Annotated in this window: 19 protein-coding genes and 1 tRNA gene; 14 read left to right on the forward strand and 6 right to left on the reverse strand. The window is 51.7% G+C overall.

Annotated elements, in window-relative coordinates:
- Positions 1–217: 217 nt before the first annotated feature.
- The gene (gene pyrD / locus NAL19_RS08920; RefSeq protein ID WP_263059459.1) at positions 218–1,228 is read left to right on the forward strand and encodes a quinone-dependent dihydroorotate dehydrogenase; all 1,011 of its coding nucleotides are present in this window, start codon (positions 218–220) and stop codon (positions 1,226–1,228) included.
- Between the two features lie 201 nt (positions 1,229–1,429).
- Positions 1,430–2,017, forward strand: a complete 588-nt coding sequence (locus tag NAL19_RS08925) for a cell division protein ZapC (protein WP_263059460.1) — start codon at positions 1,430–1,432, stop codon at positions 2,015–2,017.
- Positions 2,018–2,111: 94 nt separating this feature from the next.
- Here the strand turns inward: NAL19_RS08925 and NAL19_RS08930 are convergent, their stop codons facing one another.
- Together NAL19_RS08930 and NAL19_RS08935 are read right to left on the reverse strand one after the other, a co-directional pair.
- A complete protein-coding gene (locus tag NAL19_RS08930; protein ID WP_263059461.1) occupies positions 2,112–3,215 on the reverse strand; it encodes a YcbX family protein in 1,104 nt (367 codons plus the stop codon).
- A 65-nt stretch (positions 3,216–3,280) separates the two neighbouring features.
- Positions 3,281–4,488 (reverse strand): IS3 family transposase gene (locus tag NAL19_RS08935; RefSeq protein WP_263059643.1). Its coding sequence is split into 2 segments (ribosomal slippage): positions 3,281–4,167 and positions 4,167–4,488, totalling 1,209 coding nucleotides; the frame shifts between segments, so codons are not numbered across the junction.
- A 187-nt stretch (positions 4,489–4,675) separates the two neighbouring features.
- On the opposite strand from NAL19_RS08935, the gene rlmKL reads away from it, so the two are divergent.
- From rlmKL to NAL19_RS08970, 7 genes are all read left to right on the forward strand, one after another.
- Positions 4,676–6,793 (forward strand): bifunctional 23S rRNA (guanine(2069)-N(7))-methyltransferase RlmK/23S rRNA (guanine(2445)-N(2))-methyltransferase RlmL, encoded by a 2,118-nt coding sequence (gene rlmKL / locus NAL19_RS08940; RefSeq protein WP_263059462.1) that lies wholly within the window; start codon positions 4,676–4,678, stop codon positions 6,791–6,793.
- A 3-nt stretch (positions 6,794–6,796) separates the two neighbouring features.
- Positions 6,797–8,725 carry an ABC transporter ATP-binding protein gene (locus NAL19_RS08945; RefSeq protein WP_225087879.1) on the forward strand — a complete coding sequence of 643 codons (1,929 nt, stop codon included), beginning with the start codon at positions 6,797–6,799 and terminating at the stop codon, positions 8,723–8,725.
- Between the two features lie 304 nt (positions 8,726–9,029).
- The gene (gene pqiA / locus NAL19_RS08950) at positions 9,030–10,337 is read left to right on the forward strand and encodes a membrane integrity-associated transporter subunit PqiA (RefSeq protein ID WP_225087880.1); all 1,308 of its coding nucleotides are present in this window, start codon (positions 9,030–9,032) and stop codon (positions 10,335–10,337) included.
- Entirely contained in the window at positions 10,324–11,964 is a 1,641-nt protein-coding gene (gene pqiB / locus NAL19_RS08955; protein ID WP_225087881.1) for an intermembrane transport protein PqiB, read from the forward strand. The genes pqiA and pqiB overlap by 14 nt, the downstream gene beginning before the upstream one ends.
- Positions 11,964–12,530, forward strand: a complete 567-nt coding sequence (pqiC, locus tag NAL19_RS08960; protein ID WP_225087882.1) for a membrane integrity-associated transporter subunit PqiC — start codon at positions 11,964–11,966, stop codon at positions 12,528–12,530. Before pqiB ends, pqiC begins: the two co-directional genes overlap by 1 nt.
- A 319-nt stretch (positions 12,531–12,849) precedes the next feature.
- The gene (gene rmf / locus NAL19_RS08965; RefSeq protein ID WP_010276992.1) at positions 12,850–13,017 is read left to right on the forward strand and encodes a ribosome modulation factor; all 168 of its coding nucleotides are present in this window, start codon (positions 12,850–12,852) and stop codon (positions 13,015–13,017) included.
- Positions 13,018–13,445: 428 nt separating this feature from the next.
- Positions 13,446–15,005, forward strand: a complete 1,560-nt coding sequence (locus NAL19_RS08970) for a methyl-accepting chemotaxis protein (protein ID WP_225087883.1) — start codon at positions 13,446–13,448, stop codon at positions 15,003–15,005.
- 453 nt (positions 15,006–15,458) lie between these two features.
- On the opposite strand, the gene NAL19_RS08975 is transcribed toward NAL19_RS08970, so the two are convergent.
- Positions 15,459–15,548: transfer RNA gene (locus tag NAL19_RS08975), tRNA-Ser, on the reverse strand.
- A gap of 279 nt (positions 15,549–15,827) precedes the next feature.
- Here NAL19_RS08975 and NAL19_RS08980 point away from each other — a divergent pair.
- On the forward strand, positions 15,828–16,565 hold the full coding sequence (locus NAL19_RS08980) for a phosphatase (protein WP_225087884.1): 738 nt from the start codon (positions 15,828–15,830) through the stop codon (positions 16,563–16,565).
- A 63-nt stretch (positions 16,566–16,628) separates the two neighbouring features.
- A complete protein-coding gene (locus NAL19_RS08985; RefSeq protein ID WP_263059463.1) occupies positions 16,629–17,207 on the forward strand; it encodes a molecular chaperone in 579 nt (192 codons plus the stop codon).
- A 78-nt stretch (positions 17,208–17,285) separates the two neighbouring features.
- On the opposite strand, the gene NAL19_RS08990 is transcribed toward NAL19_RS08985, so the two are convergent.
- The 3 genes from NAL19_RS08990 to mdtH all read right to left on the reverse strand — a co-directional run bounded on the left by NAL19_RS08990 (position 17,286) and on the right by mdtH (position 20,087).
- Complete coding sequence (locus tag NAL19_RS08990; protein ID WP_225087886.1) at positions 17,286–17,852, reverse strand: lipoprotein; 567 nt, start codon at positions 17,850–17,852, stop codon at positions 17,286–17,288.
- Positions 17,853–18,052: 200 nt separating this feature from the next.
- The gene (gene grxB / locus NAL19_RS08995) at positions 18,053–18,700 is read right to left on the reverse strand and encodes a glutaredoxin 2 (protein WP_225087887.1); all 648 of its coding nucleotides are present in this window, start codon (positions 18,698–18,700) and stop codon (positions 18,053–18,055) included.
- Between the two features lie 181 nt (positions 18,701–18,881).
- A complete protein-coding gene (gene mdtH, locus NAL19_RS09000; RefSeq protein WP_225087888.1) occupies positions 18,882–20,087 on the reverse strand; it encodes a multidrug efflux MFS transporter MdtH in 1,206 nt (401 codons plus the stop codon).
- Positions 20,088–20,402: 315 nt separating this feature from the next.
- Here mdtH and rimJ point away from each other — a divergent pair, with 315 nt between their 5' ends.
- Genes rimJ through NAL19_RS09015 form a run of 3 tightly spaced genes read left to right on the forward strand, consistent with a single transcriptional unit; the run spans position 20,403 to position 22,630 of the window.
- Positions 20,403–20,987, forward strand: coding sequence for a ribosomal protein S5-alanine N-acetyltransferase (gene rimJ, locus NAL19_RS09005; RefSeq protein WP_225087889.1), 585 nt, complete (start codon positions 20,403–20,405; stop codon positions 20,985–20,987).
- A 9-nt stretch (positions 20,988–20,996) separates the two neighbouring features.
- Positions 20,997–21,635, forward strand: coding sequence for a YceH family protein (locus tag NAL19_RS09010; RefSeq protein ID WP_263059691.1), 639 nt, complete (start codon positions 20,997–20,999; stop codon positions 21,633–21,635).
- A gap of 29 nt (positions 21,636–21,664) precedes the next feature.
- Positions 21,665–22,630 (forward strand): Gfo/Idh/MocA family protein, encoded by a 966-nt coding sequence (locus NAL19_RS09015; protein ID WP_225088142.1) that lies wholly within the window; start codon positions 21,665–21,667, stop codon positions 22,628–22,630.
- The last annotated feature ends 2 nt before the right edge of the window (positions 22,631–22,632 follow it).

Raw genomic sequence — 22,632 nt, forward strand, 5'->3', positions numbered from 1 at the left:
TTATTTTTTGCGGAATGATAACGGTGGTAGGGGATAGAAGAGTAAAGCGTCCGCGCCAGGGATGGCGCGGCTCGAGCTTACAGGGATGTACTTGCAGCGTCTTTACGATCTATCCCTTACCACAGCGTGACGTAACGTTATTATCAAGCGCTAATCCACTATTGCTTACTTTCAGCGTAGGCAAGATACCTTTGCGATAGGGGTCTCAGGAGACAATATGTTCTATCCCGTTATCAAAAAAGCCCTGTTTCAGCTTGATCCAGAGCGTGCACATGAGCTGACCTTCCAACAATTACGCCGTATTACCAACACGCCTTTTGAATTTCTCGTCCGTCAGTCTGTTCCGACTAAGCCGGTTACCTGCATGGGATTATCTTTTAAAAACCCACTTGGTCTGGCGGCGGGATTAGATAAAGACGGCGAATGTATTGATGCATTAGGCGCAATGGGGTTTGGTTTTATTGAAGTAGGGACGGTAACGCCGCGCCCACAATCTGGTAATGATAAGCCGAGATTATTCCGCGTAGTGGAAGCGGAAGGGTTGATTAACCGGATGGGTTTCAATAATAAAGGCGTGGATTATCTGGTTGAGAATGTAAAGCAAACGCGCTTTGGCGGTGTATTAGGGATCAACATTGGCAAGAATAAAGATACGCCAGTTGAGCAAGGTAAAGACGATTATTTGATCTGCATGGATAAAGTTTATCCTCACGCAGGCTATATCGCGATCAACATTTCGTCACCCAATACGCCGGGATTACGCAGCCTGCAATATGGTGAAGCACTGGACGATCTTTTGCTGGCGATAAAGAACAAGCAGGCGGAATTAAAAGAGAGACATCAGAAATATGTCCCCGTGGCGGTAAAGATCGCGCCGGATCTTTCTGAAGAAGAATTGATCCAAATTGCCGATAATCTGGTTCGGCATAACATCGACGGGGTGATTGCCACGAATACCACGCTTGATAGAAAACTGATTCAGGGATTAAACCACTGTGGGCAGACCGGGGGATTAAGCGGTCGTCCATTGCAGACCAGCAGCACGGAAATTATCCGCCGTTTGTCACAGGAATTAGCCGGACGTTTACCGATTATTGGCGTTGGCGGAATTGATTCTTTGGTCGCCGCACGTGAAAAAATGGCGGCTGGTGCATCGCTGGTGCAGATATATTCTGGCTTTATTTTCCACGGTCCTCGTCTGATTAAAGATATCGTTACACATATTTAATCCGACATTCCTTTCATTTTTAGCTGGGGGTTTATTTATCCCCCCAGCTAGTCTATATTTTATCCGTTTGCGTAAATAATCTATCAACCGATGTCTGATTTTCTTACCGCGACGTTTATGTCGATGAACACTTAATGAAGTGTAAGAAAACACAATCAGCCATTTCTGATATTTCTACTGTGAAGACGAAGGGTAAATAATATGAAGTTAAAACCTGACGATAACTGGCGCTGGTATTTTGATACCGAACACGATCGCCTGATGTTGGATCTGGCTAACGGCATGTTATTCCGTTCTCGTTTTCCCTCTAAAATGTTAACGCCGGATGCTTTCAATGAATGTGCTTTCTGCGTTGACGACGCCGCGTTATTTTTTACTTATAACGACAAATGCCAGAGAGCGGCGTTGCACCGCGACCTTCAAGGCGAATTAGTCTTGAACGCGCTGGTGGCGACCCGATTCCTCAAACCGTTAATGCCGAAAAGCTGGCACTTCATCCAACAGCCGGATGCTGTGACCCATTCGCCGCAGGCGGGGGATATTGTGCAGGTACAGCTCACTGAGACCCATGAAACGGCCTGTTTTCTGGTGGCGGAAGCAGGAGATAAAGCCTGTCTCTGCTTGCTGGCGCAAGAACAACTGTCATTAAATGGGAAGACGATGGGGTTGGGTGATGCCATAAAAATCATGCACGACAGATTAATGCCTGCCGCTGTGCAGAATAGCGCTGATTGGGAAACCACATTGGGTGAAGGCACGTCGGCATTTGAGTACGCCAAGGTCGTCTAAACCCTCGGCTATACCCGTCATATTTCACGCTGCACGTGCGTTGGCTTGTCTTTGGTTATTACAGTACAGAGGTTCTTGCAGTACAGATGCTTTTCTATTGCAAATGAAGGTCACTCTGCGGAATACAGCTACAGCTAAGAATTTCGCCGTTTCCTTTGATAGCGCTTTGCTTCAGTGCGGAAACCTCCCCGCTGACTAACGTCAATTTACAGCACCCGCATAGTCCTGCCCGGCAAGAATAGGGGACGCGAATGCCCTGTTGCTCCAACTGCTCCAGCAAAATCTGCTGATTGTTCCCTTGCAATACTTTTCCCTGATAGTGAAGGGTGACAGCTTGTTCACTTTTTTCGGGAACCGAAAGGCTTTCGACCACCTGACCTGAACCGTAAGGACGTGGCGGTTTGGTGGCTAAGACTTCCAGCGTGTCACCTACGCGAATGATGCCCGTATTTCTGGCGACCAGATTTTGTCCAAAATCAACATCGCCGTTTTCCGCAGTGCGGAACGATTGCAGCGTTGCCAGCGGTTCTCCTGATGGGTGCTTACGGCCACGTTCGATGCTGACGGTGGTGAAAATACAGCGGCTACAGGGTTTGACGACGTCAAAAATAACCTCGCCAATACGAATGGTCTTCCAGCTATCTTCGGCAAAGGCGTCCGCGCCTGTCACCACCAGATTGGGGCGAAATTGCTCGATTTTAATGCCGGCGGGGCAACGCTGGCGTAACGCCTGAAATGAGGCGTCATTGATTAACAGAAACGGATAGCCGTCAGCAAATGCCAAAGGCACTTCTGGATAATGCTTAACCCGTCGCGACGGTTCATTGCCCACCCAGCGCAGCTGGACGGCGCGCTGAAAATAGTGGCTTAACCAGACATTGATGGAATCAGGCGCGACGAGTGCCGTAAAGTGCGTTCCCCAGACTTCTGTCGGCTGCGGTGCTGCGGTGAAGTCGGCAAAACGTATGGTGGCGGTTTGGCCATCCGGCGCGGCAATAAACAGCCCGTCCGGCAGCAGCGCCGGTGTAAACAACACCATTTGTGGATACTGGCGAGCGGTAATAAAGGTTCCATCAAGTTCGGTAATCATAAAGGCACGATCGTTCGCCAACCCGCTGACAGATGCCATCGCGTGGGACAGTTGTAGCCCTCGCATTGATTTTACCGGATGAATATAAAGCCGCGTTACGCCAATCACTGACCTGTTCCTTGCCAAAGTAAAACGGTGATCTTGACCCGCCATCTCCGGACAGCTTTTGTATCTTAAGTTAACGATGCCCGCTGCCGCCGGTATTCCCTCGGAGAGTGATATCCCAGCGCACTGTGCGGGTGGTTCTCATTGTAATGCGTGAACGCTGCTGCAAGGTTTTTCAGTGCTGTTCTCACATCCGGTTTTGGCATAAACGCGATATAATCTTCCTTCATCGTTTTCACGAACCGCTCGGCCATGCCATTGCTCTGCGGGCTGCTCACCGCTGTTGTGCAGGGCTCCAGATTTAGTTCTCTCGCGAACCTGCGCGTTTCATGCGCGCTATACGCTGAACCGTTATCCGTCAGCCACTGCACCGGGATGTCCGGCAACCTGTCTCCGAAGCGCTTTTCCACTGACCTCAGCATCACATCCTGCACGGTCGAACTATCGTAGCCTCCCGTGCTCGCCGCCCACTCTATGGCCTCCCGGTCACAGCAGTCCAGAGCGAACGTAACCCGTAGTTTTTCACCGTTGTCGCATCCGAACTCGAAGCCATCTGAGCACCAGCGCATATCGCTTTCTGCCACCGCGATTTTACCCTTATGCTCGCGCTGCGGCCGCTCTGGTTTGTCATGCAGTAACAACAGCTTATGTTTGCGCATTATCCTGTAAAGCCGTTTGGCATTTACCGGCGGCTGCCCCTCTGCACGACGTTGCTTACGCAGGATACCCCACACACGTCGATAGCCGTAGCTGGGCATATCGCTGATGATACCGAGGATGGCCGACAGTATTTCAGCGTCAGCTTCGTCATTACGCCGGTTACAGCGACTGTCCTGCCAGTCGGCAGAACGCTTAATCCGCAGTGACAACTGCGCACGCGACACGCCCATGGTACGGCTGACCTGAGCTATTCTCCGTCCTTTGGCAACAAGGGCGCGTGCGCTATCCATTTTCGCGACTGACTGTACTCCACAGCTTCTTTCAGGATCTCAACTTCCATCGTCTTCTTGCCCAGAAGGCGCTGAAGCTCCCGGACCTGCTTCAGAGCAGCGGTAAGCTCGGAAGCAGGAACGACTTCCTCTCCGGCCGCAACGGCGGTGAGGCTGCCTTCTTGATATTGCTTCTTCCACTTAAACAGCAGGCTGGGCTGGATACCATGCAGACGGGCGACATGGGAGACATTCATGCCCGGCTGCATCGTCTGCTGGATAATGGCGATCTTCTCCTGTGGAGTTTTACGTTTACGGACTTCTTGCCCTAACAGGATCCCGGTCATCTCAAAATTGGCGTTAGTATTAGACATATATTCAAGCCTATCTCTTATCTGGAGATACAGCTACTGTCTGGTGTTTCAGGGGGCTAGATCAGCCAAAGTAAAACGGCAACTTTATGACAAGCGTCTCGGATTAGCTATAATGCGCCTCAATTTCTTTTATGAATCTATTTTTGGTGATAGTGACGACATGAATGCTTTGTTTGCCAGCACGGCGCGGGGACTGGAAGAGTTATTAAAAAGCGAACTCGAATCATTGGGTGCGCAGTCCTGTACAGTGGTGCAGGGTGGTGTCCATTTTGAGGGTGATAACCGCCTGATGTACCAGAGCCTGCTGTGGAGCCGTCTGGCGTCGCGCATTCTGCTACCGCTGAATGAATTCAAGGTACACAGCGACCTGGATTTGTATCTGGGCGTGCAGGCGATTGACTGGTCAACGGTTTTCAGCATCGATAAAACCTTTGCCGTCCATTTTACCGGCACCAATGAAGATATCCGCAACAGCCAGTACGGCGCGTTAAAAGTCAAAGATGCGATTGTGGATAGCTTTACGCGCAAAACCGGACAGCGGCCCGATGTGGCAAAGCAGCAGCCGGATATTCGTATTAACGTCTTTTTACAGCGTGATACAGCGAGTGTCTCGCTGGATTTAAGCGGCGAAGGGTTGCATCAACGTGGCTACCGCGATCTCGCGGGGCTGGCACCGCTGAAAGAAAATCTGGCTGCGGCGATTGTGTTACGTTCCGGCTGGCAAAACGGCACGCCGTTGGTAGACCCGATGTGTGGTTCCGGGACGTTGCTGATCGAAGCGGCGATGATGGCTGCCGATCGTGCACCCGGTTTACACCGTACGCACTGGGGATTTAACGCCTGGTTAAAACACGACGCCGAACTCTGGCGCGAGGTGACGGCGGAAGCACAAGTGCGCGCCCGTCAAGGCTTGCAGGCAACGACCTCACGCTTCTTCGGATCGGATAATGACCGCCGGGTGATTGATATCGCTAAGGCCAATGCACGTCGTGCAGGCGTAGCTGAACTGATTTCTTTCGGTGTAAAAGATGCGGCACAGCTCCAGAACCCTTTGCCGGAAGGCCCTAAAGGTACGGTCATCAGTAACCCGCCTTACGGTGAGCGTCTGGAAAGTGAACCCGCACTGATTGCCCTGCATAATATGCTGGGTCGTAAAATGAAAAGTGATTTTGGCGGCTGGCAGCTCTCGCTGTTCAGTGCGTCGCCGGAGCTGCTGAGCTGTCTGCAACTGCGTGCTGAACGCCAATTCAAGGCGAAAAACGGCCCGTTAGACTGCGTACAGAAAAATTACCAACTGGCAGAAACGCAAAGTGCATCCGCAGGGCAAATCGCGGAAGATTTTGCCAACCGCCTGCGTAAGAACCTGCGTAAGCTGGAGAAATGGGCGGGTCAGCAGGGTATTGAATGCTATCGCCTCTATGATGCCGATCTGCCTGAATATAATGTGGCGGTTGACCGCTACGGCAGTTGGGTGGTTGTACAAGAGTACGCGCCACCGAAAACCGTTGATGCGCAAAAAGCCCGTCAGCGCCTGTTTGATGTTATTAACGCGACGCTGAGCGTGCTGGAATTGCCGTCAAACCGTTTGGTGCTGAAAACGCGTGAACGTCAGAAAGGCAAAAACCAGTATGAGAAACTAGCGCAGAAAGGTGACTTCCTGCTGATGGAAGAGTTTGGCGCCAAGCTGTGGGTCAACCTGACCGATTACCTCGATACCGGTTTGTTCCTCGATCACCGTATCGCCCGCAAAATGTTGGGTGAGATGAGCCGTGGCAAAGATTTTCTCAATCTGTTTGCCTACACCGGCACGGCGAGCGTACACGCCGGATTGGGCGGCGCACGTTCAACGACCACTGTCGATATGTCACGTACCTATCTGGAATGGGCGGAGAAAAACCTGCGGGTGAATGGCCTGACCGGACGTCAGCACCGCCTGATTCAGGCGGATTGCCTGTCATGGTTGCATAATGCGAATGAACAGTTTGATGTGATCTTCATCGACCCGCCGACCTTTTCTAACTCAAAACGGATGGAAGAATCGTTTGATGTCCAGCGCGATCATCTGGCGCTGATGAAGGATCTCAAACGTCTGCTGCGTCGTGGCGGCACCATCATGTTCTCGAATAATAAACGTGGCTTCCAGATGGATAGCGCTGGTTTGGCCGCGCTGGGGCTGAGCGCGAAAGAAATCACCGCGCAGACCCAGTCACAGGATTTTGCCCGTAATCGTCAGATTCATAACTGCTGGCTGCTGACGCACGCCGGTGAGGAAAAGTAACCGATGTCTTTAATCAGTGTTTCAGGTGCGTGGCTGTCGTTCAGCGATGCACCGCTGTTGGATAACACCGAACTCCATATCGAAGAGAATGAGCGCGTTTGTCTGGTTGGGCGCAACGGTGCGGGCAAATCAACCCTGCTGAAAATTCTGGCCAAAGAGATTCCGCTGGATGATGGCCGCATTACCTATGAACAGGATCTGATTGTTGCACGTTTACAACAGGATCCTCCCCGTGATGTCGCGGGCAGCGTCTTTGATTTTGTCGCCGAAGGGGTCGCTGCACAGGCGGACTACCTGAAAAATTATCACGCCATGCTGCGTTTGGTAGAAAGCGACCCGAGCGAAAAGAACCTGAATCAACTGGCTAAGTTACAGGACGTTCTGGAGCATCAGGGTTTGTGGCAATTGGAAAGTCGCATTCACGAAGTGCTGGAACAGCTTGGCCTGTCCGCTGATGCGCCGCTGGCGTCACTTTCCGGCGGCTGGCTGCGTAAAGCCGCACTCGGCAGAGCGCTGGTGAGTTCGCCGCGTGTACTGTTGTTAGATGAACCGACTAACCATCTGGATATTGAGACGATAGACTGGCTGGAAACGTTCCTGAAAACGTTCCAGGGCAGCATTATCTTCATCTCCCATGACCGCTCGTTTATTCGCAATATGGCGACTCGTATTGTCGATCTCGATCGCGGCAAGCTGGTTTCCTGGCCGGGTAACTACGATAAGTATCTGGAAGGAAAAGAAGAAGCGCTTCGGGTGGAGGATCTGCAAAATGCGGAATTCGATCGCAAGCTAGCGCAGGAAGAAGTGTGGATCCGTCAGGGCATAAAAGCCCGCCGTACCCGTAACGAAGGCCGTGTGCGTGCGCTGAAGGCCATGCGTCAGGAACGCGCACAGCGCCGCGAAGTGATGGGCTCGGCGAAAATGCAGGTTGAAGAGGCCGCCCGCTCTGGCAAGATTGTGTTTGAACTGGAAGACGTGAACTATCATGTCGATCAGGGTGCGCAGGGGGATAAGAAAGTCCTGACGCGCCATTTCTCCGCTCAGGTACAGCGCGGCGACAAAATTGCGTTGGTGGGGCCGAATGGCTGCGGTAAAACCACGCTGCTAAAATTGATGCTGGGTGACCTGGAACCGGTCAGTGGACGCGTGCACTGTGGCACGAAGCTGGAAGTGGCCTATTTCGATCAGCACCGCGCCGAACTCGATCCGGAACGTACGGTGATGGACAACCTGGCGGAAGGCAAGCAAGAAGTGATGGTCAACGGCCGCTCACGTCATGTATTGGGTTATTTACAGGACTTCTTGTTCCATCCGAAACGCGCGATGACGCCGGTAAAAGCGTTGTCGGGTGGGGAACGTAACCGCCTGCTGCTGGCGCGTTTGTTCCTCAAGCCCAGCAACCTGTTGATTCTTGATGAACCAACCAACGATCTGGACGTGGAAACGCTGGAACTGCTGGAAGAGTTGATCGAAAGCTATCAGGGAACCGTTTTGCTGGTCAGCCACGATCGTCAGTTTGTTGATAACTCGGTGACCGAATGCTGGATCTTTGAAGGTGAAGGCAAGATTTCTCGTTTTGTCGGCGGGTATTACGATGCACAGCAGCAGCGTGCCACAGCAACGCCACTGCGAACGGCAGCAGCGCCAACGCCAGCGGCAAGCACGACGGCAACGAGCACCGCACCGTCCGCTAAACGAAGCACGGGAAAATTAAGTTATAACCAGCAGCGCGAATTAGAGCAGTTGCCACAGCGCCTTGAGCAACTGGAGCAGGACATTGCGTCGCTACAGGCGCAGATGAATGATGCGGGTTTCTTTAGCCGTCCACGTGAAGAGACACAGCAAGTCTTAAACGCGCTGGCGGAAGCGGAAAGCGCGTTGGAAACCTGTTTCGAACGTTGGGAAGAGCTGGAAGCACAGAAAAACGGCTAATTCATTCAGATTTCTGGCAAGCTTATTTCTCGAACGAGAACGGTGATAATGGGATAGAAGAGTAAAGCGTTTGCGCCAGGGACAAAAACGTCAGGAACGTTTTTGAACGTCGCTAGCGACGGCCCTAAAAGGGTGAATCTCAGGGATGAGATTCATATCTGCGCAATCCGAGCGTACAGGGACGTATTTACAGCGTCTTTACGATCTACCCATTATCACCGCACGATGTACTTTACCTGTGCACTTATGGCATTGGTGACGATGCTTTCAGTCAGAAGCTGACGAGTTTTGAAGGAGAGGATGTATGTGTTCCCATCACGATCGGCATGACTGTCATCTTCAACACGATCCTCATCATGATGACTATATGCTTTGCCCGCAGTGTGACCTGCTGGTGGAGTTGCCTGAACTTTTGCACGGTCAGAAGGCGACCTGTCCGCGTTGTAAAACGGCGCTAACCAGCAGACAGACGGAACCGCGCAAACGGCCGGTTGGCTACGCGCTGAGCGCGCTATTCATGCTATTGCTGGCAAACCTCTTTCCCTTCGTTTCTATGCGCGTGGCGGGCATCACTAGCGAAATTACCCTGATACAGATTCCTAAAGTGATGGTGGCAGAAAATTATGCCAGCGTCGCGACGCTGTTTATGCTATTTGTGCAACTGGTTCCGGCCTTAAGTATGGCGACCCTTATTCTGCTTTGCTTGCATGCCTCGCTGCCGCTGGCGTTGAAAAAAAGCATGGGCAAGATGCTATTCCATCTTAAGAGCTGGGGTATGGCGGAGATTTTTCTGGCTGGCGTGCTGGTCAGTTTTGTTAAACTGATGTCCTATGGCGATATCGGTATCGGCACCAGTTTTATGCCTTTTGTCCTGTTCTGTGTATTGCAACTGCTGGCTTTCCAAAGTCTCGACCGTCGCTGGTTATGGAATGACATCGTGCCGCCTCCTTCCTTGCCTGCGCCCCCTGTCTTGGGGGAAAGTGGGCTGTCACAAGGGCTGCGTTCGTGCTCATGCTGCACCGCTATCCTGCCAGCCAACCAGTTAACTTGCCCGCGCTGCCACTCACGTGGACATGCTCGTAAGAAGCATAGCCTGCAATGGACACTGGCTCTGCTGATCACATCTGTGATGTTGTATATCCCCTCTAATCTGATGCCGATTATGGTGACCGAAGCCTTCGGCGATCGCATGGGATCGACGATCATGTCGGGCGTCATCCTACTGTGGGGGATGGGGTCTTACCCCGTTGCAATGGTCATTTTTGTCGCTAGCGTCATGGTTCCATCGCTAAAAATGTTGGCGCTAGGTTGGCTTTGTTGGCAGGCCAACGGCAAAACCAAAAACACGGAGGACAGCGAGCGGATGCATGTCATCTATGAGATGGTTGAGTTTGTCGGACGCTGGTCGATGATTGATGTGTTCGTGATTGCCGTCCTGTCTGCGATGGTGCGGATTGGTCGACTGATGAGTATTTATCCCGCCGTTGGGGCGGTGTTGTTTGCGGCCGTGGTCATTTTGACCATGTTTGCCGCGATGATGTTTGATCCCCGTCTGTTGTGGGATCGTCGCAATGATGTTCTTCATAAGGAGCCTGCCGTTGGCGAAAAATAATCATGCCGTTGCGGATGTAGAAACGATTAAACGCTGGTCGCCGGTCTGGATTGTGCCGATTGTCACGGTGCTGATCGGCGCCTGGATACTGTTTTACCATTTCAGTCATCAGGGGCCGCAAATTACGTTGATTACCAGCAACGCTGAAGGCATTGAAGCGGGCAAAACCGCGATCAAGAGCCGTAGCGTAGATGTTGGGGTGGTTGAAAGCGTGGTGCTGAGCGACGATCTTCATCGGGTACAGATTAAAGCTCGTCTGAATGACGGCATGGAGAAACTGTTAAAGCAGGACTCTGCTTTCTGGGTGGTGAAACCGAAAATTGGTAGCGAAGGGGTTTCCGGTTTAGGGACTCTGTTATCCGGCGCTTATATCGAGTTGCAGCCCGGAGTCCATCAGGAAGATAAACGCGAGTTTACCCTGCTGGATGCTCCGCCGCTGGCCTCGCCGGATGCGAAAGGCATCAGGGTGATACTGGACAGTGAACAATCCGGGCAATTGAATGCGGGCGATCCGGTTCTGTTCCGCGGCTATCGGGTGGGGTCGGTGGAAACCAGCGCATTTGATCCGAAAGCGCGTAAGATGCGCTATCAGCTGTTTATCTCTGCACCGTATGACGGTCTGGTCACGACCAATGTTCGTTTCTGGAAAGACAGCGGCGTCGCGTTTGATATGTCGGCACAGGGAATGCGTGTCGAAATGGGCTCGCTGACCACGTTGTTCAGCGGGGGCGTCAGTTTTGACGTGCCTGCTGGATGGGAACTGGGCGATGCAGCCCAGACCATGGCGCAGTATCGACTGTTTGATAGCCAGCGCAGCATTCAGGACTCGCTATACACCGAATATAAAGAGTATCTGCTGTTCTTCAGCGAATCGATTCGTGGTCTACAGGCGGGCGCGCCGGTTGAATTTCGTGGTATTCGTCTGGGCACGGTTGCCGAAGCGCCATTTTTCCCAAAAAATATGAAGCAGGATCTGGATGATGATTATCGTATTCCGGTACTGATTCGTATTGAACCTGATCGCTTCGAGAAGAAGATTGGTGGCTCTTTCGACTTTGAACAGCATCTGAAGCAGGCGCAATCGCTGGGGCTACGCGCCTCGATGAAGTCGGCTAACCTCCTCACGGGAGCGCTCTATATCGATCTCGATTTTTATCCAAAAGAGAAAGGGGATAAACCGCTGTTCGTTATGGATGGCTACCCGGTTCTGTCGACCATTGACGGCGGCCTGTCGCAGATTCAGCAGAAGCTTATGGCGGTGTTAGATAAGGTGAACAACCTACCGCTGAATCCGATGGTCAATGAAGCGACGAAGACACTGACGGAAAGTCAGGCCACGCTGCGTGAAATGCAGAAAACGCTGGCGACGTTAAACAAGCTGACGTCCAGCAAAGCGATGCAGGATCTGCCTGAAGACATGCAAAAAACGCTGCTTGAACTGAATCGCAGTATGAAAGGCTTCCAACCCGGCTCGCCGGCGTATAACAAGATGGTGGCGGATATGCAGCGCTTGGATCAGGTGTTACGGGAGCTACAGCCTGTGCTACGCACTCTGAATGAGAAAAGTAACGCGTTGGTGTTTGAAGCCTCGGGTAGTCAGGATCCTCAGCCGAAGAGGGCAAAATAATGATGAAAGCATGGACACTGGCTTTGGCGCTGGTATTGAGCGCGTGCAGCAGTAGCAATACCCAGAAAACGTATTATCAGCTACCGACAATAGCAGATACCAACACGACGCAGGCTGCGGTGACTCAGGGACACCCGCTTTGGGTTGAACATGTCAGCGTGGCTGACTATCTCGTCAATGCAGGCTTGGTCTACCAGACTAACGATGTGCAGTATGTCATTGCCAGCAACAACCTGTGGGCCAGCCCTCTGGATCAGCAATTACAGCAGGCACTGGTGACGAACCTGGGGCATAAACTGCCCGGTTGGGTCGTGACCACACAGCCGCAGGGAAGCGATCAGGCAGTGCTGAACGTTGCGGTTACGGGCTTTCACGGTCGTTATGATGGCAATGTCATCGTGCGTGGAGAGTGGATGCTGACCTATCAGGGGAAAGTGGTTAAGCGCCCCTTTAGCGTCGTGCTGCCACAAACGGAAGACGGTTATGACGCGCTGGTCAGAACGTTGGCGCAAGGTTGGCAGCAGGTTTCTCAGTCGGTTGCCCAGCAGGCCGCGACGCTGAACTAGCTGTTACTTGGCAATAATCGTTGCAGGTGCTCGGTATCGTCCGATCATAATTTGAAACAGCGGCGTTTCTAAAAAAGCAGGCCTCTAAAGATGTAATGCTGTGATTGCATTACGTTTTTAGAGGTTTTTTATTATTTTCAATTAGTTACGATTTTCCACTGTTGAGTGAGGAAAATTCCTATTTTGGATCACAAATATGACACTGGCGTGAATTTTGCGCCTTGACCTTTGGCGACAGAATCGGTATTGATAGTCTGTGGTTGCTTATAAAGTAATCATTGTTTTCTTTCCACCAGATAAATAATGAGGGAAATAAGGCATGAAGAGACAGAAACGCGATCGCCTGGAACGGGCTCATTCACGTGGTTATCAAGCAGGTATTGTCGGTAGACCGAAGGAATTTTGTCCTTATCAATCTATTAATGCCCGGTCTTACTGGTTGGGAGGCTGGCGAAAAGCCATGGAAGACAGGGCTGTTACCGCTTAGCGCGCCTTGTCATTAGAAGGAACGCCTCCGCTTTTGCGGAGGCTTTTGTTTTTTAGCGGCGAAATACGCTGATTCTTCTTCTCTCTGTTCATCGATGTCGATCCATCGATAGATACGACTCATGAACACCATCAACGAACGCGATAGATAAACACGATCGGCAAACCGATGGGACCTCAGATAACAATCTGGGGCGTTGGTCATTTCTGTAACGTTATTTACCTGTTAATTTCGATTTCGATCATTTTTATCACTTTTTTCTGTCTTTACTGCTCGATATCGTCTTTAAATTGAGCGAATAGGATAATTTTTCATTATTTATTGTTAAAAAATCTATCATTACTCTCTGGATGGTATGGTTCAGGACGGCAATGTAGTGTAATTTTTTGTTCGGAATTTTCTGAAAAGCGGTTAGGGAGAAATATATAGTGAAATTACGAACCAGAATTGCACTGCTATGCGGTACAACCTTATTAGGGATGTTAATTTTATCTGCGGTAGCGCTGAATACGCTCTATAACACGATGATGAGCGAACGCATCGGTCAGCTTTCTACTTTAGTTGAACTGGCTCATTCGGCGGCACAAAAGGCGTATGATCTTGAGAAAAGCGGTCAACTGTCGCATGAGGAAGCGGAAAAAGAGGCCAAGCGCACGATCGGCCGTTTCCATCAGGGCGATCGCTATTTCTTTGTGCGCGGTTATACGAATGATGTGAACTACGTTCATCCTAACCCTAAACGTATTGGCATCGTCGACGCCAATGGCGGCAAAGAAGCAGGAGAACGCTACCGCGCTTCGCTTCAGGGCAATACGATCGGCACCGTGATTGCAGAAGGAACGCGTCCGGGGCAGCAGAATAAGGTTGAGAAACTTTATGCCGTCATGAAATTCGAGCCGTGGGATTGGACGATTGGCTACGGTGATTACATTGACGATATCCAGCAAACATTCTGGCGTAATGCACTGATCCTGTTGTCCTTAGGGTTGGTTCTGCTGTTAATCATCTCTGCGTTTGCGTGGAACATGTTGCGTACGCTGATGCGCCAGCTCGGCGGTGAGCCGCAGTATGCCGTGGATGTTGTACGCGAAATTGCGGAAGGTAATTTACGCGTCGATGTTGAAACAAAGCCGGGCGATCAAACCAGTATTCTTTACGCTATCCGCGCGATGCGCGACAACCTGTCTCATTTGGTTAATCAGGTGCGCAGCAGTACCAATTCCATTGCTACCGCTTCAACGCAGATCGCATCAGGTAACGGCGATTTGTCTGCTCGTACCGAATCGCAGGCCAGCGCATTAGAACAGACGGCGGCGGCAATGGAACAGCTGACCGCGACAGTGAAACAGAATGCGGACAATGCACGCTATGCGAATGAACTCGCGGTATCGGCGTCGGATGTGGCTGTGCGCGGTGGTGACGTTGTCAGCCGCGTTGTCGTGACGATGGATTCCATCAGCCTATCATCACGCAAAATTGTGGATATCATCGGTGTTATCGACAGCATAGCTTTCCAGACCAACATTCTGGCGTTGAATGCGGCGGTAGAAGCGGCACGCGCTGGTGAACAGGGCCGGGGCTTCGCCGTGGTCGCGAGTGAGGTTCGCACGCTGGCACAGCGTTCAGCATCTGCTGCCCGGGAAATTAAAGGCCTGATTGATGACTCTGTGGCCAAGGTGGGCGAGGGCACGGATTTCGTGAAGCAGGCGGGCGATACGATGAATGAGGTGGTTGAAAGCGTGCATCGCGTCACGTCTATGATGGGCGAAATCAGTGTGGCAAGCGCAGAACAGCGCTCTGGGATTGAACAGGTCAATCTCGCGATATCGCAGATGGATCAAAGCACTGAGCAGAATGCGGCACTGGTTGAAGAAGCGCTGGCCGCAGCGAGATCGCTGAGTGAACAGGCGCAGGAGCTGTCACGCACCGTTGAACAGTTCCGCGTTGATGAATCTGCAGGCAGCTATCTGGCGTTGGGGGCAAGATAGTTGCCATAAACTGGCGGGGTCAGGTATCCGGCTGACCCCCGTCAAGGTTTCTCATCCGTTTCAGCACCATAAAAGAAAACGCCCCTGACTTACGTCAAGGGTGGTTGGGATGAGTATATTGGGGGGATTGACTCGCGGCGTCCTGCCGCTCGCCCTGCGGGCCGCCGTTGGCGGTCCAAAACGCCAATCCTGTCGTTTTGTCGAACCCTGTCAAGACTTCTCATCCGCTCCAGCACCATAAAAGAAAACGCCCCTGACTTACGTCAAGGGCGTTTGGGATGAGTATATTGGGGGGATTGACTCGCGGCGTCCTGCCGCTCGCCCTGCGGGCCGCCGGTGGCGGTCCAAAACGCCAATCCTGTCGTTTTGTCGAACCCTGTCAAGGCTTCTCATCCGTTCCAGCACCATAAAAGAAAACGCCCTTAACTTGCGTCAAGGGCGTTTTCTTTTATATGGCGGTGAGGAAGGGATTCGAACCCTTGATACGTTTTCACGTATACACACTTTCCAGGCGTGCTCCTTCAGCCTCTCGGACACCTCACCGGGGTCTCGCCGTCTTACATCTCAGCGGACGGCGCTAATGTAGGTAAATTGCCGAACAGCGTCAACAAACTTCTGCATTCAATGCGCGCAATTAGCTAAAGTTAACGCAATTTGTTGCTTTGCTCACCGTTTTTGCGCTCGCCTTCCATTCATTCCCCGTCGTGACGCAAAAAACTGATGTTTCATTTGTGTTAATCATGCGTTGTAATTTCGCTCACTGGCTGCGGAATATCCCTGAAAATGGTATGCTGCCTTGCAAACGTTGACTCAGGAGAATCTATGTATCCCGTCGATTTACATATGCACACCGTTGCCAGTACGCACGCTTACAGTACCCTGCATGATTACATTGCTGAAGCTCAGCAGAAGAATATCCGCCTGTTCGCCATTACCGATCATGGCCCGGATATGGCGGATGCACCGCATTACTGGCACTTCATGAATATGCGCGTTTGGCCTCGTCTGGTTGATGGCGTAGGTATCCTGCGCGGTATCGAAGCGAATATTAAAAACATTGAAGGCGAGATCGACTGCACCGGCCCCATGTTGGATCAGGTGGATGTGATTATCGCGGGCTTTCATGAGCCGGTTTTTCCACCACAGGATAAAGATACGCACACTACGGCGATGATCGCGACTATGGCACGCGGCGACGCACATATCATTAGCCACCCCGGTAACCCAAAATTTCCTGTCGATATCCGCGCAATTGCGGAAGCCGCGGCGAAATACAATGTGGCACTGGAGCTGAATAACTCCTCTTTCATGCATTCGCGCAAAGGCAGTGAACCAAACTGTCGGGCGATTGCGGAAGCCGTTCGTGATGCAGGTGGATTACTTTCTTTAGGTTCTGATTCCCATATTGCGTTTTCTCTGGGAGACTTTACCCACTGTGAACGTATTTTGCAGGAAGTGAATTTCCCGCAGGATCGGATATTGAATGTAAGCCCTCGGCGCGTGTTGGATTTCCTCGAACAGCGTGGAATGCCGGTTATCGCTGAGCTTGCTGATTTGTGACACTGTCACTTAAAGGGATCGTCACATAAAGGCATCGTCACTTAAAAATAAATAGGGTTATCAATGAACGAGTTTTCTATTGTGTGCCGCCTATTGGGCACGCTGTTTTATCGCCAGCCGCAGGATCCTTTGCTGACGCCGCTGTTCACGCTGATTAAAGAGGGGAAATTGGCGCAGCATTGGCCGCTGGAGCAGGATGCCTTGTTGGCCCGTTTGCAAAAGGGATTGGATTTACCCGCAATGGCGGCGGATTATCAGGCACTGTTTGATAGTGAAAACGGCTCGGTGTCGCCGCTGCGCTCATCCTATGACAGCGATGCGGATGATGCGGAAATTCGTACTTTTCTACAACAGCGCGGTATGCCGTTAAATGACGGCGCGGTTGGTCATTTCGGCAGCTTGCTTCTTGCGGCGTCATGGCTGGAAGATCAGGCACAAGAAGACGAAACGGCGGCGCAGATTACCCTGTTTGATGAGTATCTCTTGCCGTGGAGCGATCGTTTTCTCGGGAAAGTGGAAAGCCACGCCACCACCGCATTTTATCGTACGCTGGCAATAGTGTGCCGTGAAGCGCTGGAAGCCATGCGAGATGAACTGGGTGAAAGCGATGAAGAAGAAGACGAGCCGGAAGCAGAAGAATAATCCGCGGGTATGAAACCTCGCAGTATGAAAACGAGTACGCCGATAGCAGACACGATGTGTGCTATCGGCGAGTAGGCATTAGTCAGTAAACAGGATAACGATCTGGCCAGGTTTGATTTCGATGCCTTTCGCCATCTTCTTCGCCAGTGATTCTGTTGTGCTCTTATCCGCATTCAACACGTAAGCCGGTTTTTGGTCAAAATAGCTTTTCAGCGATTGATTGAGGTAAGGGCTTAGCGTTTTCATTATCGTCTGCATTTTTTCAGGCTGTACCGTGTAATCAACCAATTCCATGTCTTTCAGGTAAATCGCGCCCTGCGCTTTATCAAATACCGGCTGCGCTTTTAGCGTCAGTTTCATATCGGCAGCCTGATTGCCCAACAGGGATGAAATATCGACCTTTGCATTGCCCGCTAACGTGACTTTCCCCGGTTCTGCCCGACCAATCTGGCTGGATAGCTCGGTTAAAACGATGTGCGCATCCACCACGCCAGGCACGCCCAGCTCTTTCTGGTAATCATTGTGTTTTTGCAGGTACTCATTCACTTCCTGTTCACTGAGCGTGTATTGCGTGAGTTTATTACAGCCGCTGAGTGTAAAAGCCAGCAGCACTGCGGCCGCGGCCATCCATCCTGATTTTTTCATTATTCTGACCTCTTAATGCTATTGACGCGCACAACCCACCCATCGGTGGCGTGTGTTCATACGGGCAATCTATTTGTGTTAGCAACCAACACGATTACGCATCGGCAGCGTGCGCCTGATGCACAGGGTAAACAATAGGATAGCACTGAAACAGCAGAGAAACGCCGCTTCAGGACGAAGCGGCGGAGTAAATCGAAGGGTTAGATTGCCAGGCTGCTGAGCAGCGTTACCTGAGTCTGTTTCGCCATGTTATCCCGATAGTCTGCAACGCGCGAAGGAGGCGTGACGCCCGCCACGATAGACAGCGAGCGGAGCAGTGGGAAGAGGTCGATATCATCTGTCGATAGCTCGCCGTTACAGGCGTTTGGCTGGACAATCAGCGGATCCAGATCCTGCAAGTCATTGTTCAATTTCTTAATCAGCCCCTGAGAATGGCTCAGGTGATCGGCAAAACTGCCTAGCTGGGCTTCCTTCTTATTAATAAAGTATTGCCGGGCGGAAGCGGAGGCAAATTCTTCAAAGGCTGCCTGAGCAAAGCGGGGGATAATCAGACGTGGCGTATATTCGGTAACTTTACGCAGCCAGGCAGCGATGGCGGGGTTGGTGGAACCGGTCAGCAGCGGCTTGCGGTCATAATGATCAATGAAATGAACAATGTCCATGCTTTCAGGCATGTGGCTGCCATCGTCTTTTTGCAGAATAGGCACCATTTTTTGGCCGATTAACCGCTCTGGTGTTGCGGCGTCATCATTCGCCAGTATTTGCAGTTCGACAGGGAGATTCTTCAGGCCGAAGATCATGCGCGCCTTAACGCAGTAGGGACAGTGATCGTAAATGTAGAGCTTCATACGTCGTCTCCTAAATTACAGGTTTTAGACAAAGACCGCAGAGCGGCCACGCGTGTAACCCATCATCAAACAAGGTGAACCGAACGTGCGAGAAGGCTCGCGACGAAACAATTGTTTGAATGTATTAGGAAAGTATAGGAGGGCTTTACCGACGAGATCAAACTCGTCGGTAAAATTCAGACTAATGACCACCCAGCATCGCAGGCTCGATGCGGCGTTGATTGAACTGCCAATACAGAGCGGCTAACGTCAGGAACCCGATAGTACCGAGCATGAACCACGGCAGTTCCGGCTGGTTCAACGCATGTCCGGTATCGAACAGCCAACCGCCGCCGCTATAACCAATCGCACCACCGAGCGCCAGCCCAAGCCGACTGAACCCCATATAGCTCCCTCTGGCTCTGGAATCCGCCAGCGAGGCGCTCAAGGTTTCACGCGCGGGTTCGGCGATAATCGAACCAACGTAAAACAGGCTGATTAGCAGCAGCAGGGTTTGCAGTTCTGTTGTCATCCCAATAGGGAACATGCTGACGGACATGATAAAAAGCCCCGCCATCAGACGTTGTTCCAGCCGGAAACGTTTCTCACTCCAGCGGGCGATAGGGTACAGCAGCGTCAACGACAGCGTTGCTTCAATGGCGTACATCCATTTCACCGCAGACGGCGTTCCGGCGATTTCGTTGACCATAATCGGCAGCATTAACAGCACCTGCACGGCCAGCATGTAGTAGCCTGTCAGGGTTAACACATACATGAGAAAACGACGGTCGCGAATAACGCGTGTCAAACCTTCCACTATCGGCGTTTTGACCGTTGAGATGCGATAGGCTGGCAGCAGCCAGGCATTGAGCGCTGCCGCGAGCACGAAGATGACGGCACCCGCCCAGCAGACGATCTCAAAATCGTACTGGAGCAACCAACTGCCGATAAGGGCGCCGATAACGGCACCTGCACTGTCCTGCATCATTAACAGCGAGTAAAAACGGCCGCGTTCCTGCGGGCGCACCAGTTTGATAACCAGTGCGGTGCGCGGCGGGTCGAAGAGCGTGCCGCCGAGACCGGACAGTGCGCAAGACAGCCAGAGTAGCCAAGGCTCGTCGGCAATGGCCATGAACACAAAACCGGAGGCGCGTAGCAGCATCCCGGTAATAATCATCGGTTTGGCACCAAAACGGTCAGCAATGGCCCCGCCGAAAATACCGAGCCCTTGCTGAATAAACTGGCGCAATCCTAACGCGATACCGACTAATAATGCCGCCCAGCCGAGATCGTCGACAAAACGAATGGAAATAAGGGGAAAGACAACAAAGAATCCCAGAACCACCAGCATATTATCGAGTAATAAAAAATATTTACCCAAGCTCCGAGCTTGCGACATCAGAGGCATGTTTCACCACAACGAAGAAAGGAGGAAAATAACAGACGTGACTATTTTGTACTCTAATTCGACTTTGGTATAGCCTATTGTTGGATAATATTTTTTTATCGATTTAACGTTATCCGAGTAGCATTTCGGCGAGAAAAAATGGCTTTCCTGATTCAACTGCGCAATAACTCGGCGACGAGGATTTTACGTCTCTGAATTTATGTGGTTATAGTAAGGATTATCGGAAATGCCGATATTTTCTGCTTATGTGGAATAGTGATTTTTTCAGCGGCGATTAATTTTACTTATCGATAACATGGAGAGGCAGGGGGAAAAATGTTTGGCTATCGTTCAACGCCAGCAAGAGTGCAATTGACAACCGACAGGCTGGTGGTGCGTCTGGCCCATGAACGTGATGCATGGCGTCTGGCTGAATACTATTCTGAAAACCGTGATTTCCTTAAGCCGTGGGAACCCGTGAGAGACGCCAGCCATTGCTATCCATCAGGCTGGCAGGCGCGGCTGAGCGTGATTAACGATATGCATAAGCAGGGCAGCGCCTATTACTTCCTCCTGTTGGATCCGAATGAAAACGAAGTGTACGGCGTGGCGAATTTCAGCAACGTGCTACGGGGATCGTTTCATGCCTGCTATCTGGGCTATTCGCTTGGCCAAAAATGGCAGGGACAGGGGCTGATGTACGAAGCGCTGCAACCGGCAATACGTTATATGCAGCGTCAGCAGCATATGCACCGCATCATGGCTAACTATATGCCGCATAACCAGCGTAGTGGGAATTTGCTGGCACGTTTGGGGTTTGAACGTGAGGGCTATGCGAAGGATTATCTGCTGATTGACGGCAAATGGCAGGATCATGTATTAACCGCGCTGACCAACGCCGAGTGGAAGTCTCCGCGTTAAGGAAAAATGATGAAATTCCAATTGGATGCTCGTGAAGCCCGCGTGATTGGCTGCATGCTGGAAAAGCAGATCACCACGCCGGATCAATATCCGATGTCGTTAAACGGCATCACCACGGCTTGTAATCAGAAAACCAACCGCGAACCTGTGATGGAACTGAGTGAAAGCGAGGTGCAGCAAACGCTGGATTTACTCGTGAAGAAGCATTTTCTGCGCACGCTCAGCGGTTTTGGTAATCGTGTCGTGAAGTATGAACATCGTTTTTGCAATTCTGAATTTGGCGACCTGAAACTGTCACCAGCGGAAGTGGCGTTGGTGACAACGCTGCTTTTGCGAGGCCCTCAGACGCCAGGTGAACTGCGTACGCGCGCGGCCCGACTGTATGAATTTTCAGATGTCAGCGAGGCTGAATCCACGCTTGAACAACTACAGCAGCGCGACGATGGGCCGTTTGTCGTCCGACTGGCGCGGGAAGCGGGTAAGCGAGAGAGCCGCTATCGACACCTTTTCAGCGGTGAAGCCACTGATGCGGCGACGCTTGATGCGCAAAGCGCAAACGATGATTCACATACGCTGACCGAACGGGTTGAGGCGTTAGAAAAAGAGGTCGCTGAACTCAAACGTCAGCTTGCCGCGCTGTTAGCGTAATCAATCGGTATCAGGGAGAAAAATCAATGATGAAGCCTCAGCTTACGTCTGCGCAAAGCGTCTCGGAGAATAGCGGTGTTAGCCAATGTCCCCGTATCGGCGTTGTCGGGCTGGGTTCTATCGCGCAGAAAGCGTATTTGCCGATTCTTAGCCAAGCCGAACGCTGGGAATTGGTTGGCGCATTTTCTCCCGACCAGCAAAAGACACAGCGGATTTGTCAGCACTATCGGATGACGAGTTTCTCTGCGTTGGACGTGCTGGCTGCACAATGTGATGCCGTTTTCGTGCACAGCAGCACCGCCAGCCATTTTTCTGTTGTGAGCCAACTGCTGAAAGCTGGCGTCGATGTTTATGTGGATAAACCGCTGGCAGAGACATTGGAGCAGGCGGAAGCGTTGGTTGAATTGGCAGAGCAACGACAAAAAATTCTGATGGTCGGCTTTAATCGTCGGTTTGCGCCGTGCTATCAGCAGCTAAAACAGCGGCTGGATCAGCCCGCATCGCTACGCATGGATAAACATCGGGTTAATGGTGTTGGGCCACAGGATGTGCGTTTTACTCTGCTGGATGACTACCTGCACGTGGTGGATACGGCGCTCTGGCTGGCGGGAGGCGAGGTCCAACTGATTGATGGCGTTTTGCATGCGAATGCGGAAGGCCAACTGCTGTATGCCGAGCACCATTTCCAGAGTGGTAGCTGTCAGGTAACGACCAGCATGCATCGTCAGGCTGGCAGCCAGCGGGAATGGGTTCAGGCCGTTACCCATGGCGGTCTCTATCAGGTGGATGAGATGCGTGAATGGCGTGAAGACCGCGACGGTGTGACGCTCCGCCCTGCCGTGCCATCCTGGCAAACCACGCTGGAACAGCGCGGATTTGTCGGTGCGGTGCAGCATTTTATGGCGGCGATTGAACAACGGAAACCAGCGGAAACATCCGGTAACCAGGCGTTGCTGTCCCAGCGCATGATTGAAAAATTGCTGGGAAAAAGCTGAAA

The organism is Pectobacterium sp. F1-1, from assembly GCF_025643735.1.
Lineage (GTDB): Bacteria > Pseudomonadota > Gammaproteobacteria > Enterobacterales > Enterobacteriaceae > Pectobacterium > Pectobacterium colocasium.